This is a genomic window from Cereibacter sp. Soil_C_27, from assembly GCF_057657095.1.
In genome coordinates, this window is record NZ_JBDGJD010000001.1 from 914,236 (window position 1) to 927,420 (window position 13,185).

Consider the following 13,185-nt stretch of genomic DNA (forward strand, 5'->3'; position numbering starts at 1 on the left):
TCACCTGATGATCTGCGGTCGCAGCCGGATGCGCGACCTCGTGTTTGCCGGCAGATGCCGGTTGAGCCGTGTGTTCACGACCCCGAACAGCCAGATGACCAGAAGTGTCAGACAGATGAAGTAAAAGGCCACGATGGGATAAGGCACGAAGGGGTTGAACGTCTTGTCGGCGAAGTAGTTGGCATAATAGAGCGCATCGCCCCGCTGCTGGAAGGCCGGAAATCCGGAAAAGAACACCAGCGTGGTGGCGTGGAACAGGAAGATCGCCTCGTTGGTATAGGCGGGCCAGGCGAGGCGCAGCATCGTCGGCCATTGCACCCGGCGGAACTTCGCCCAGCCCGAGAGGCCATAGGCGTCGGCGGCCTCCAGATCACCCTTGGGGATGGAACGCAAGGCGCCGAAGAAGATCTCGGCCGAATAGGCGGCGGTGTTGAGGAAGAGCACGATGAGCGCCCCCGCCCAGGCCTTCGTCAGCCACGAGGTCTCGACCGTGAGGCCCCAGAGCACGATGCCCGCGCGCGGCAGCATCACCAGCGCCTCGTAGGCGAGGAAAAACTGGATGAAGAGCGGCGAGCCGCGAAAGACGAAGATGAACCATTCGGCGGGCTTGCGCAGCCAGGCGTGGCGGCTGGCCTTGGCCATCGCCAGCGCGTTGGCGAAGAAGAACCCCGCCACCAGCGACAGAACCCCGAAGTAGATGTTCCAGATCATCCCCGAACCGATCAGCGTGAACTGCTGGCAAAGGGTGAAATCGCTGCGCGGCAGCAGCCGCTCGCCAAAGCCGAGGCTGCGGAAGGCGTATTGTCCGAGGGTTTCCCAGCAGCTCATGCGGCGGCCTTCCGTTGCGCTTCACCCGCGGCGGTGGCCTGACCGAAGCTCAACCGCTGCGCCACACGGCCCAGCACGATCTCGGAGACCCGGGTCATGCAGAGGTAGAAGACCAGCAGCACGAGGAAGTAGTAGAGCCGCCAGTCGGGATGGGGGAAGGCATAGGCCGAGGTCTTGGCCCCGCCCAGCTCGCGTGCCCAATAGACGATGTCCTGTACGCCGAGCAGGAACAGAAGCGGTGTCGCCTTGATGAGGATCATCCACAGGTTAGACAGGCCGGGCAGGGCATAGACCCACATCTGCGGCACGAGGATGCGGCGGAACACCTGCCGCTGGCTCATGCCGTAGCTCTCGGCGGTCTCGAGCTGCGCGCGCGGCACGGCCTGCATGGCGCCCAGCAGCACATTGGCGGCGAAGGCGCCGAAGACCAGCGCGAAGGTGACGACGGCGAGGGCGAAGCCATAGATCTGGTGGGCGAGCTGCGGCGCGGTGCCCGGCGGCACCTTTGCCTCGGGGCAGACGCGGAACTCCAGCCCCTGACGCACGGGCTCTGTCCAGTCGGGGCAGCGGATCTGGTGGGTGAGCCACTCGATCCCCTGATCGAGAGCGATGACGAAGAACAGGAAGAAGACGATGTCGGGGATGCCGCGCACCATCGCGGTATAGCCGCGCCCGATCAGGCTGACCGGCAGCAGCGGCGAACGCGCCGCCATCGCGCCGACGAAACCGAAGGCCAGCGCGGTGGGCGCCGTGACCGCCAGAAGCGTCAGCACCGTCAGGAAGGACCAGTAGAAGGCGATCTGCTTGCCGGTCGTCAGATAGCACAGCAGCCAGCTCAGGCCTTCGAGTGTGGAGGGATCGGCGCAGCTTGCGAACATGGGGTGCAGGCGTCAGGACCGGCGGCCCTGACGCCCTTTCTCTCAGAAGGTCTGGGCTTCGGGGCCGAACCACTTGGTGATCATGGTGTTCAGCGTGCCGTCGTCCTTCATCGACTGGATGGCCGCGTCGAACTTGCCCCTCAGCTCGGTGTCGCTCTCGCGCATGCCGATGCCGATGCCGCCGCCGAGCTGCACGTCCTCGCCCGCCCAGGAGAACTGGCCGTTCGATTCCGCCACGATCGGCGCCAGATAATCCTTGTCGGCAAAGACCGCATCGGCCTCGCCGTTGCGCACGGCGGCGACGCTTTCATCCGGCGTGGCGAATTCGAGCACGGTGGCACCCGATTCCGCGACATGCGCCGCCTGGATCGTGCCGACCTGCGCCGAGACGACGCCCGCCGCCACATCCGCATCCGGCGTCAGCGCCGCATAGGCCGAGACCGCCGGCGGGAAGTAGTTCTGGGTGAAATCCAGCACCTTGTCGCGCTCTTCGGTGATGCTCATCCCGGCGATGATCGTGTCGTAGTTGCCGGACTGCAGGTTGGGGATGATGCTGTCCCAGTCGGTGGTGACCCACTCGCAGGTGAGCGAGGCGCGCTTGCACAGCTCGTCGCCCACCTCGCGCTCGAATCCGTCGACCTCGCCCGCGTCGTTGATGAAGTTGTAGGGAGGGTAGGCGCCCTCGGTGCCCATGCGGACGGTCTGCTGGGCGAAGGCGCCACCGGCGGTGAGCGCCAGCAGGGCGGTGGTCAGGATCAGCTTGTTCATCGGATACTCCCAGTTAGCTGTGTTCTTGTTCTTGGTGGTTCAGGCGGTGGCGGAGAGGAACTGCCGCAGGCGCTCGGTCTGCGGCGCGCCGAACAGGCGTTCGGGCGGGCCCTCTTCTTCGATCCGGCCCTGATGCAGGAAGACGACATGGTCGGACACATCTGCGGCAAGCCGCATGTCATGGGTGACCAGCAGCATGGTGCGGCCTTCCTCGGCGAGCGCCTTGATGACGCGCACCACCTCCTGCTCCAGCTCGGGGTCGAGCGCCGAGGTCGGCTCGTCGAACAGAAGGGCGCGCGGCTCCATGCACAGCGCGCGGGCGATGGCCGCGCGCTGCTGCTGGCCGCCCGAGAGCATGGCCGGGTAGGCGTCGCATTTCTCGCCGATGCCGACCTTGGCCAGATACTTGCGGGCCGAGGCTTCCACCTCGTCGCGCGGGCGGCCCAGCACGGTGACCGGCGCCTCCATGACATTCTGCAGGATGGTCATGTGGGCCCAGAGATTGAACTGCTGGAACACCATCGACAGGTTGGTGCGGATGCGGATCACCTGCGCCCGGTCCGCCGGATGCCGCCCGAGCCCCGTGCCCTTCCAGCGCACGCTCTCGCCCTCGAACTTGATGTCGCCGTCCTGGCTGTCTTCCAGCAGGTTGCAGCAGCGCAGCAGCGTGGATTTGCCCGAGCCCGACGAGCCGATCAGCGAAACCACATGGCCGCGCGGCGCCACCATGTCGACCCCCTTCAACACCTCAAGGCTGCCATAGCTTTTGTGGAGGTTGCGGATCTCGATGACGGGGGCCGTGGGCGTCCGGCTGTCAGGGCTTGGTCGGGCGGTCACGGTTACTCGCTTGTTCCTTGGTCACGCGAATGAGTAGGGAACAAATCCTGTGCCAATGCAACGGGCATTCTGAGGGGGCTCCGGGGCAGATGCTCAAACAGCGAGCGGTTCCGGTGCGACTGCCGCAGGGGTAGGCACGGAGAGATAGGTTTCGGGCGCAATGCGGACGAAACCGCGCAGACCGAGGAGGTCGCGATCCGCCTGCGACAACGCGGCGATGGCCTCGGCGGTGACGTTGAAAAACGCTTCCGCATTATTGCCCTTGGCGGTGATGTAGGGCAGGCCCGGCGTGGGCTCGGTCAGCGCCAAGACGCGCAGCCCCGCCATCTCCGGCTCCCAGCGGTTCAGCATCCGCCACGTCACGGCGTCGAGCGCGGCAAGATCGGCCCGCCCCTCCAGCACCGCCCGCGCCGAAAGCCGGTGTGCGCCACTGCAGAGCGTGGCGGGCAGGGTCAGGCCCAGCCCCTCGATGTGGGTCTGCGGTGCCGCCCAGCCGGATTGGGACAGCCCGTCGTTATAGGCAAAGCGCGCGCCATCGAAGGCCTGCAGCGTGCTGCGCGGATCGTCCGCGCGCACCACGAAGACCGAGCGGTAATAGCCGGGCGGGCAGCCCTCCACCCCGTAATCCGGGGTGCCGATCAGCGTCACGTGGCGGAAGAGCTTGGCGCGATAGGGAAATCCGCAGGTCTGCGAGAAGACCAGATGCGGCGAGAGCCAATGCGGCATCCTCTCGGGCAGGTCGCGGTTCAGCGTTTCGGGCGCCGCGATGCCGATCCGGCGCAGCCGCTCGCGGATCTCCGACCAGAGCCGATCATTCGCCGCTTCGGTCTCGGCGCGGTCATACATCGGCAGGGAGGCTGTCACTCCCGACGCTCCGCCCGCTGCCGGGCCAAGGCCGACTCCTGATCGGTGAGGCCGAGCAGGTTCGACACCAGCCGCAGCACCTGATCCTCCTCGTCGTCGCGCCCGCCATCGGCCAGCGCCACGGTCCAGAGCGCCTGCATCACGGCCGCGCGGTCATCGACCGCGACCGCTTCCTTCAGCGCGCGAGTGAAGCGGACGGTATCGGGCGCCTCGGCCTCGAAAGCCTCCGCCTCGCGCCGGAGTGCTGCGGCATCGGCGGGTGAGAGGCCGTGGCGGGCGGCAAGCACCTTGTCGATGCGGTCGATCTCGGCCTCGGCATAATGGCCGTCGGCCCGCGCGATGCGCACGAGCAGCGCCGCAAGGGCAAGATCCGCCTCGGGTTCGGGCAGACGGTCGGGGGCGGGCACCGTGAGGCGGCGGAGCAATGCGTCGAACATCCCTCTTATATAGGCCGCGCGCGCAGGCCTGCCAACGGGGATCGTCTTTCCATCGATCAGCGCGACAAGCCGTTGAAGATGCGCGTCAATTCCTTCGCTTCGGCCTCGGTGCCCCAGGGTGGGTTGACGATGAACATGCCCGAGCCCACCAGCCCGTGCCCCTCGCGCACCGGGGGGAAGCGGACCTCGTGGCGCAAGCCTTCGGGGAACTGCTGCTCCAGCGCCTCCAGCATCGCGCGATGCGGGGCGTTGGCAAGCAGCGGATACCACAGCGCGATGATGCCGACGTTCCACTTGCGGTTCAGTGCGGCCATGTGCTTGGGAATATTGGCGTAATCGGCCTTCACTTCGAAACTCGGGTCGATCAGCATCAGCCCCCGGCGCGGAGTGGGGGGCGTCAGGGCAAGGGCCTGCTGGAAGCCGTCCGCCTGATGGATATGGGCACCCCAAGGAAGGAGGTTGCGCGTCAGCATCTGGTGTTCCTGCGGGTGCAGCTCCGCCAGATGCAGCCTGTCGGTGTCGCGCAGCGACAGGGCCGCGAGGAGCGGCGAGCCGGGATAGGCCTCGGGCCCATGCTGGGCGCGGACCTCGGCAAGGCGCTGCCGATAGGGGTGATCCTTGGCAAAGGCCTGTTCCAGAACGGAAATCCCCTGCGCCGCCTCGCCGGTCTTCACCGCTTCGGGCGCGCCAAGATCGTAGAGCCCGCGGCCGGCATGGGTCTCGATATAGCTGACCGGCTTGTCCTTCTGCGTCAGGTAATCGAGCATGACGCAGAGCAGCGCATGCTTGTGGACATCCGCGAGATTGCCCGCGTGGTAGAGATGTTGATAGGAGAGCATCAGCCCCGTTCTCCGCTAGATCGACGATGCACGACCGATGCACGGCGCATGCACGGTCCGTGCAGCTGTCGCCGCCTCATTCATGCCAGACATCCTCGACCCATTTGGTCGGCTTGATGTAGTGCCGCAGGTAGCGCCAGCGCGAGCCGTCCTCGTGCCGCTCGGTCACGCCGCGCAGATGCTGGCCCAAACTCCAGCCCTCGCGCCCGGCCCAGCCGCCGCGGATCGCGTGTTCCGGCAGCACGCCGCCGGGGAAGATGACGATCTTGGTGCCTTCGGGCAGCCGAGGCTCCAGCGCCAGATTCAGCGGGAAGGTCGGCATGCACTGGTAGCGGAAATGCTGCACCCAGCGGCGTGGAAACAGCTCCACCCCGCCGGGCGCGTTGCGGGTGACGAAGCGTTGTTCGTAACGGTATTCGTCGGCCACCGCCTGCGGATCGGCGAGGAAGCGTTCCTGCAGGGGGTAGAGCTTGCCGACGGGAAAGCGGAAGACCGAGGTCTGGCCGACCCGCTCGAAGGGTTTGGCCGGGTTGCGGGCGAGGATCACCTGATCGGGGGTGCCGTAGCTGAAAAACTCGTCCAGATTGCCGGTGATCACCAGATCGAGGTCGAGAAACAGCACCGGCCCGGTCAGCGTGCCGAGCGTCTTGCTCCAGAGCCGCGCCTTGGGCCATTTGCCCTTTGTGTTCTTCGGCATCACAAAGTCGAGCGGCGGCAGCGGCTGGCAGTCGACCTCGGGCCGCACGCCCTGATCGTTGTCGGTGAAACAGGTGAAGGAGAAGGGCGGCGTGATGTTGCGCGCCACCATGGCATAGAGCCGGTTGATGAAGCGCGGCCCGTAGCGCGTGCCCCAGTTGATGCAGACGATCTGCTTTTTCATGCGCAGGCTCCTTCGGTCGGGAAGGGGTAGCATGTCAAGGGCGCGGGGGGGAAGGGGGCGGGGCGGTGGGGGGAGAGGAGGAAGGTGGGGTGGAACCCCACCCTACAGGCCACATCGGTAGGGTGGGGTTTCACCCCACCGTACCGGGGCCTTACACCAGCCGGCTCACCTCGACCGCCGCGCGGACGAAATCGGCAAACAAGGGGTGGGGGGCGAAGGGTTTCGACTTCAGCTCGGGGTGGAACTGCACGCCGATGAACCACGGATGGTCCTTGATCTCGACGATCTCGGGCAGGCGGCCGTCGGGGCTCATGCCGGAGAAGCTGAGGCCGCAGGTCTCGAGCTGCTCGCGATACTTGATGTCCACCTCGTAGCGGTGGCGGTGGCGTTCCTCGATCTCCACCGCACCGTAAACCTCGGCCACGCGCGAGCCGGGGGTCAGGGCGGCGGTATAGGCGCCGAGCCGCATGGTGCCGCCCTTGTCATCGCTGTGCTTGCGCTCGACGACGTGGTTGCCCTGCACCCATTCCTTGAGGTGATAGACCACCGGGGTGAAGCGTTTGCGGCCCGCCTCGTGGTCGAACTCCTCGGAGCCCGCGTCGGTGACATGGGCCAGGTTGCGCGCCGCCTCGATCACCGCCATCTGCATGCCGAGGCAGATGCCGAGATAGGGGATGCGCTTCTCGCGGGCATATTGCGCCGCGCGGATCTTGCCCTCGGTGCCACGCTCACCGAAGCCGCCGGGAACGAGGATGGCCTGGAAGCCCTGCAGATAGACGCCAGGATCTTCGCGCTCGAAGATCTCGGCGTCGATCCATTCGGCCTTCACCCGGGTCCGGTTGGCCATGCCGCCGTGGGTCAGGGCCTCGGCGATGGATTTGTAGGCGTCTTCCAGCTGGGTATACTTGCCGACGATGGCGACGCGGACTTCGCCCTCGGCATGGGTCAGCCGGTCCATCACGTCTTCCCAGCGCGCGAGGTTCGGCTTGGGCGAGGGCGAGATGCCGAAGGCGTCGAGCACGGCCTGATCGAAGCCCTCGCGGTGATAGGCGAGCGGGGCCTCGTAGATGGTCTTGAGGTCGGGAGCGGCGATGACCGCCTCTTTCCGCACGTTGCAGAACAGGGCGATCTTCTCGCGCTCCTTGTCCGGGATCGGGTGTTCGGAGCGCAGCAGCAGCACGTCGGGGGCGATGCCGATGGAGCGCAGCTCCTTCACCGAGTGCTGGGTGGGCTTGGTCTTCAGCTCTCCGCTCGCCGTGACATAGGGCAGGAGCGTCAGGTGCACGAAGATGCACTGGCCGCGCGGCTTGTCCTGGGCGAACTGGCGGATTGCCTCGAAGAAGGGCAGGCCCTCGATGTCGCCGACGGTGCCGCCGATCTCGCAGAGCATGAAATCGACCTCATCCTCGCCGACGCGGAGGAAGTCCTTGATCTCGTTGGTGACGTGCGGAATGACCTGGATGGTCTTGCCGAGGTAGTCGCCGCGGCGCTCCTTCTCGAGCACGTTGGAATAGATGCGGCCCGAGGAGACGGAATCGGTCTTGCGGGCCGAGACGCCGGTGAAACGCTCGTAATGGCCGAGGTCGAGGTCGGTCTCGGCGCCGTCGTCGGTGACGAAGACCTCGCCATGCTCAAAAGGTGACATCGTGCCCGGGTCGACGTTCAGGTAGGGGTCGAGCTTGCGCAGGCGGACCGAGAAGCCGCGCGCCTGCAAGAGGGCGCCGAGGGCCGCGGAGGCCAGCCCCTTGCCCAAGGAGGACACAACTCCGCCGGTGATGAAAACGTATCGTGCCATGCGGTGGGGGCCCCCGTGAATGTCTGTTTCAGTGCTGCAATCCGGTCGCCGGAATCGCATCATCACGGGAGTCGAGATATAACCGATCGCAATGCGATCCGCAACCCGACCGCAAGATGCTGTCGTTCTTCTGGCAGGCCGATCAAAAGGTAGTGGAAGCGGGCTTAGTTGCCCGCGCCGGTCGCCGGAGCAGGCGGAACCACGGCGTCATTGGCCGGAGCCTCGGTCGCCGGAGCGGTGGCCTCGGGAGCGGCGGGTGCCGCTGCCGGAGCTTCGGCTTCGGGGGCCGGGGCCGGTTCTGCCGGGGTCTCGACGGCGGGAACTTCGGTCGCAGCCGGAGCAGGCGTCTCGGTGGCCGGGGTTTCCGTGGCCGGAGCTTCGGTTGCCGGAGCCTCGGTGGCCGGGGCTTCAGTCGCCGGTGCGGCGGGGGCTTCGGTGGCCGGGGCTGCAGGCGCCGGAGCCGCGGGCGCTTCGGTCGCCGGGGCGGCCGTGTCATCGGCGCGCGGCGGGGTCAGCGGGGCGTTGGTCGGCGCGGGCGGCAGAAGGTCGGTGCCGAGCGGCGCTTCGGGCGTTGCCGGAGCCGGGGCCGAACCGCGGATCTGGTCGATGACCGAGGAGCCGGCAGAGTCGCGCGCGGCGAAGATCGTCAGGGTGATCGAGGTGGCGATGAAGGCCACCGCAAGGATCCAGGTCAGCCGGGTCATGGCGTTGGCGGCCGCGCGGCCCGACATGGCCCCCCCGCCACCGCCGCCCATGCCGAGGCCACCGCCTTCCGACCGCTGCACGAGCACAATGCCGACCAGCAGCAACGCGAGGATGAGGTGGACGGTGAGGACGACGTTTTCCATGCGGGCAGAGCTTTCCGGTACTGACGCGCCTATCTAGGACCAAGCGCCGATGGCCGCAAGCCCTTCGCGCCGTCCTCGCCGGATCAGCGGCGCCCGGCGGCGGCCCGCGCGATGATTTAGCTGTTTCACCGGCGGGGGGCTGCGTCTATAGGGGAGCCGGGTTTTACTCACAGCTAAGGATCAGACATGGCCAATGTCGTCGTCGTAGGCGCCCAGTGGGGCGACGAGGGAAAAGGCAAGATCGTCGACTGGCTCTCGGAGCGGGCCGACGTGATCGCGCGCTTCCAGGGCGGGCATAACGCGGGCCATACGCTGGTGATCGACGGCAAGGTCTACAAGCTGTCGCTGCTGCCTTCGGGAATCGTGCGCGGCGGCAAGCTGAGCGTGATCGGCAACGGTGTGGTGCTCGATCCGTGGCATCTGGTGATGGAGATCGACAAGCTGCGCGCGCAGGGCGTCGAGATCTCGCCGGAGAATCTGATGGTGGCCGAGAACGCGCCGCTGATCCTGCCGCTGCATGGCGAGCTGGACCGGGCACGCGAAAGCCAGAATTCGGTCGCCAAGATCGGCACCACCGGGCGCGGCATCGGCCCTGCCTATGAGGACAAGGTGGGTCGCCGGGCGATCCGCGTGGCCGATCTGGCTGACGAGGCGACGCTGGCGCTGCGGGTCGACCGTCTGATGGTGCATCACGACGCGCTGCGCCGCGGGCTCGGCATGGAGCCGATCGACCGCGAGGCGCTCTTGGCGCAGCTGCGCGAGATCGCACCGCAGGTGCTGCCCTATGCAAAGCCGGTGTGGAAGGTGCTGACCGAGGCGCGCAAGGCGGGCAAGCGGATCCTGTTTGAGGGGGCGCAGGGTGCGCTTCTCGACATCGACTTCGGCACCTATCCCTATGTCACCTCGTCGAACGTGATCGCCGGGCAGGCAGCGACCGGCACCGGCATCGGGCCGGGGGCCATCGATTTCGTGCTGGGTATCGTGAAGGCCTACACCACCCGGGTTGGCGAGGGCCCGTTCCCGGCGGAGCTGCACGATGCCGATGGCGAGCGTCTGGGCGAGCGCGGGCATGAGTTCGGCACGGTGACGGGGCGCAAGCGGCGCTGCGGCTGGTTCGACGCGGTGCTGGTGCGCCAGACCTGCGCCACCTCGGGCGTGTCGGGCATCGCGCTGACCAAGCTCGACGTGCTCGACGGTTTCGAGACGCTGAAGATCTGCGTGGGCTACGATCTCGATGGCGTTCGGCTCGACTATCTGCCGACCGCCGCCGATCAGCAGGCGCGCTGCACGCCGATCTACGAGGAGATGGAAGGCTGGTCGGAAAGCACCGCCGGGGCGCGCAGCTGGGCGCAGCTGCCGGGGGCGGCGGTGAAATATGTTCGCCGCATCGAGGAGCTGATCCAGTGCCCGGTGGCGCTGCTGTCGACCTCGCCGGAGCGGGACGACACGATTCTGGTGACCGACCCCTTCGAGGATTGATCCGTGCGGGGGGCGCTATGCCCCCCGAACCGCGCAAGGAGGCCGCATGGCGCTGAGCTACAAGACCCGCCGCCGTCTGTCGCTGCTGATCCTGCTGGTCGGCATGCCGCTTTATATCGTGGTCGCCGTGACGCTGGTGAACCTGCTGGAACGCCCGCCGTTCTGGCTGGAGCTGATCGTCTATGTGCTGCTCGGCTTCCTGTGGATCCTGCCGTTCAAGGCGGTGTTCCGCGGCATCGGGCAGGTCGACCCGGATGCGAAAAAGGCGGAAGGGCAGGACCCCTCCGCCTGAGCTCGCGCGCCGGCCCGCCGCTCAGGGAGCGATCTTGCGGGCCTCGGCGCGGTAGTGCGAGGCATCGGTCAGGGCGAACTGACCGCGCTTCACCTTCTCGATCTTGCCCAGACGCAGCAGCGTGCCGAAGCTGCGCAGCCCCGATTCACGGCTGAAGCCCCCTTCGGGGGCGACGGCGTTCAGGTGGCGGATCAGGTGCGGGCGCGAGAAATGCGGTCGTCCCTCGACACATTCGGTATAGGCCGCCGCCGCCTCCAGAAGATCGGGCAGCGCTGCCGCGCCAAGCCTGTCGGCGAAATCGGCAAAGCGCTTGGCATCGGTCGGCGGGGCGTCGATCTCGTCTTCCTCGTCCTCCTCCTCCTCGACCTGCAGCTTCACCGCTTCGGCGACCATCGTGGCCGAGGTGACGCGGCGCGGGCGGATATAGGGCTGGGCCGGGGCTTGCGGCGGGGTGGTCGGGCGGTCGATCCGCTGTTCCGAGACGAGGACCAGCGGCGCCGGGCGCTCGCTGGTATTGGCGGCGGGATGGTGCGGGCGCACCACGCGGGCCAGATCGTTGCGGTAGGGGTCGAGCCGCGACGGGTTGTCGGCGTTGGCGGCGCGACCGCCGCTCAGCCGTTCGGCCACGGTGGCGGCGACGGCGGCCTTGAGGTGCTGCAGCGCGGAAAGACGGCGGCGGCTTTCCGGCCCGCGCATCTCGGAATTGGTGTGTTCGAGGATCCGCTCCAGCGCGGCCTCGCCCGAGGCTTCGGCCAGCTGCTGCCGCGCACCGCCTTCGGGGCGGGTGGGCAGCGTGTCTTCGGTGGCGACCTGCGCCAGCTCGCGCGCGAGGTCGGCCTCGGCCTCGGGGCTGAGGGTGGCGCGGGCGGGCGGCGTCGGCTCGGGCCGGCGGATCTTCACCACGCGGGCCCGGGCGCGCATCAGCCGCTCGGAGAGCGAGGTGGGTTCGGTGGACCGGGGCTCGGGCGTCGGGGCGAGCGCGGGGGTGAGATGCAGGACGGGGGCGGGGGCCTTGGGAAGCTCCGCCTGGGCGGACTCTTCTGGGGCTTGCGTCAGAGCTTCTTCTTCGGCGGCTTCCGCAAGGGTCGGCTCCGCGACGGCTTCCGTGACAGTGGGTTCTTCGAGGGACGGTTCTTCGTAGGCAGGCGCCTCTGCTTCCGCGTGGGCGGTTTCCTCTGCGGGGGCTTCAAGCTGCGCCGGGCGGATCAGGTCGTTCAGCGAGGCGAGGAAGGCCGCGTCCTGATCGGCTTCGGCCAGGTCTTCGGCCATGTCTTCGGCCAAGTCTTCGGCACGGGCCAGGTCCTCGACCGGCAGGGCGCCGTCGGTCTCGACCGTCTCGGGCAGCAGCGGCTCCGGCGGTTCGGTGACGAGGCGGGCCATCAGGCCTTCGGGGAAGTCCTCGGGCGTCGTTTCGGCGCGGTCTTCCGGCAGGATGTCCTCGGGCTGCGCCGCGGTGGAGTCGGCGGAAACGTCTTCGGGAAGCGCATCCTCCGGCTGGGCCGGGATCTCGGGCAGCGCCTCGGGTTCCGGCTCGACCTCGGCCAGATCCCAGTCGTCGCCATCCTCCAGCGCCTGCACGGCCAGCGGGTCGATGGCAGCGAGCGGCGTCGCGGCGTGGGCTTCGACGGGAGCGGGATGGGCGAGAACGAGCGGCGGCGGGGCGGGCTGGGCGGCTGCGGGGGCCTGTGGCGCGACGGGAACCGGGTGAGCGGCAACGGCCTGCTCCGCAACGGGTGCGGCTTCGGTCGCTGCTGGCGCAGTGGCCTGAGGTTCGGCCGGGGCCGGGCTTGCCGAGGCCGCGACGGGGGTCGGTTCTGCGACCGGGGCGGGAGCGGCTTCGGTTGCGGCGGGGGCCGGGGGTTCGGCGGCGGCGGTCGGCTCTGCCACGGGTGCAACCGGGGCCGGGGCTTCGGCCATGGCAACCGGGGCGGCGACAATGGCGGGCGGCGGGGTCACGGCTTCGTCCTCGACATAATCGGCGAGGGGGGCGGCAGTCGCGGCTTCGGTGACCGGCGTATGCGCGGCCACGGCGGAGCGGATGCGCAAGAGCTTCGCCGCAACGCTTTCGGGCGCGGCTTCCGCCGGGGCGGCGGGGCGCGGGGCGGCGGCTGCCGGGGCCATCTGCGGGGCGGCAGGTTCGGGGCGGGCGTCGGGCAGGGCTCCCGCGCGCAGAATCACCCCATTCTCCTGCACCTTGGCCTCGACCCGGCGATGGATTTCGCGCTCGGCGATGCGGTGCAGCATGGCGGCATCGGGCGTCGGAGGCTCGGCGCCGAAGTAGCGATCGTCGGCGGCGAGGTCGCGGAAATACTCTGCAATCGCCTTCATCGTGTTGAAGGGTTCGTCGAACCCCTCCAGCGTGCAGGAGAAGGTGCCGTAGCTTACCGTGAGGATCTTACTGGCCCCGATCATCGGATGCTCGCTTTCTGCCATACGTCTT

General features: G+C 68.0%; 13 protein-coding genes. 2 read left to right on the forward strand and 11 right to left on the reverse strand.

All coding sequences use genetic code 11. The annotated features are described in order from the left end of the window. The 10 genes from AC3A5Z_RS04575 to secG form a co-directional block, all read right to left on the reverse strand. Positions 1-828 carry an ABC transporter permease gene (locus AC3A5Z_RS04575; protein WP_487518187.1) on the reverse strand — a complete coding sequence of 276 codons (828 nt, stop codon included), beginning with the start codon at positions 826-828 and terminating at the stop codon, positions 1-3. Next, positions 825-1,706, reverse strand: coding sequence for an ABC transporter permease (locus tag AC3A5Z_RS04580; RefSeq protein ID WP_487518188.1), 882 nt, complete (start codon positions 1,704-1,706; stop codon positions 825-827). Before AC3A5Z_RS04580 ends, AC3A5Z_RS04575 begins: the two co-directional genes overlap by 4 nt. A gap of 42 nt (positions 1,707-1,748) precedes the next feature. Next, positions 1,749-2,474 (reverse strand): transporter substrate-binding domain-containing protein, encoded by a 726-nt coding sequence (locus tag AC3A5Z_RS04585; RefSeq protein WP_487518189.1) that lies wholly within the window; start codon positions 2,472-2,474, stop codon positions 1,749-1,751. Between the two features lie 39 nt (positions 2,475-2,513). Continuing rightward, positions 2,514-3,311 (reverse strand): ABC transporter ATP-binding protein, encoded by a 798-nt coding sequence (locus AC3A5Z_RS04590; protein ID WP_487518190.1) that lies wholly within the window; start codon positions 3,309-3,311, stop codon positions 2,514-2,516. Positions 3,312-3,404: 93 nt separating this feature from the next. Continuing rightward, the gene (locus AC3A5Z_RS04595; protein ID WP_487518191.1) at positions 3,405-4,175 is read right to left on the reverse strand and encodes a phosphate/phosphite/phosphonate ABC transporter substrate-binding protein; all 771 of its coding nucleotides are present in this window, start codon (positions 4,173-4,175) and stop codon (positions 3,405-3,407) included. Continuing rightward, positions 4,172-4,612 carry a tellurite resistance TerB family protein gene (locus tag AC3A5Z_RS04600; RefSeq protein ID WP_487518192.1) on the reverse strand — a complete coding sequence of 147 codons (441 nt, stop codon included), beginning with the start codon at positions 4,610-4,612 and terminating at the stop codon, positions 4,172-4,174. Before AC3A5Z_RS04600 ends, AC3A5Z_RS04595 begins: the two co-directional genes overlap by 4 nt. 56 nt (positions 4,613-4,668) lie before the next feature. Then, entirely contained in the window at positions 4,669-5,451 is a 783-nt protein-coding gene (locus tag AC3A5Z_RS04605; RefSeq protein WP_487518193.1) for a 23S rRNA (adenine(2030)-N(6))-methyltransferase RlmJ, read from the reverse strand. A 76-nt stretch (positions 5,452-5,527) separates the two neighbouring features. Further along, positions 5,528-6,331: a glycosyl transferase gene (locus AC3A5Z_RS04610; protein ID WP_487518194.1), complete on the reverse strand. Its 804-nt coding sequence runs from the start codon at positions 6,329-6,331 to the stop codon at positions 5,528-5,530. Between the two features lie 151 nt (positions 6,332-6,482). Next, positions 6,483-8,126 (reverse strand): CTP synthase, encoded by a 1,644-nt coding sequence (gene pyrG, locus AC3A5Z_RS04615; RefSeq protein WP_487518195.1) that lies wholly within the window; start codon positions 8,124-8,126, stop codon positions 6,483-6,485. A 164-nt stretch (positions 8,127-8,290) separates the two neighbouring features. Further along, complete coding sequence (secG, locus tag AC3A5Z_RS04620; protein WP_487518196.1) at positions 8,291-8,974, reverse strand: preprotein translocase subunit SecG; 684 nt, start codon at positions 8,972-8,974, stop codon at positions 8,291-8,293. Between the two features lie 186 nt (positions 8,975-9,160). On the opposite strand from secG, the gene AC3A5Z_RS04625 reads away from it, so the two are divergent. Both AC3A5Z_RS04625 and AC3A5Z_RS04630 read left to right on the forward strand, forming a co-directional pair. Then, the gene (locus tag AC3A5Z_RS04625) at positions 9,161-10,453 is read left to right on the forward strand and encodes an adenylosuccinate synthase (protein WP_487518197.1); all 1,293 of its coding nucleotides are present in this window, start codon (positions 9,161-9,163) and stop codon (positions 10,451-10,453) included. 46 nt (positions 10,454-10,499) lie between these two features. Beyond that, positions 10,500-10,745, forward strand: a complete 246-nt coding sequence (locus AC3A5Z_RS04630) for a DUF2842 domain-containing protein (RefSeq protein WP_487518198.1) — start codon at positions 10,500-10,502, stop codon at positions 10,743-10,745. A gap of 21 nt (positions 10,746-10,766) precedes the next feature. On the opposite strand, the gene AC3A5Z_RS04635 is transcribed toward AC3A5Z_RS04630, so the two are convergent. After that, complete coding sequence (locus AC3A5Z_RS04635) at positions 10,767-13,157, reverse strand: hypothetical protein (protein ID WP_487518199.1); 2,391 nt, start codon at positions 13,155-13,157, stop codon at positions 10,767-10,769. Between the last annotated feature and the right edge of the window lie 28 nt (positions 13,158-13,185).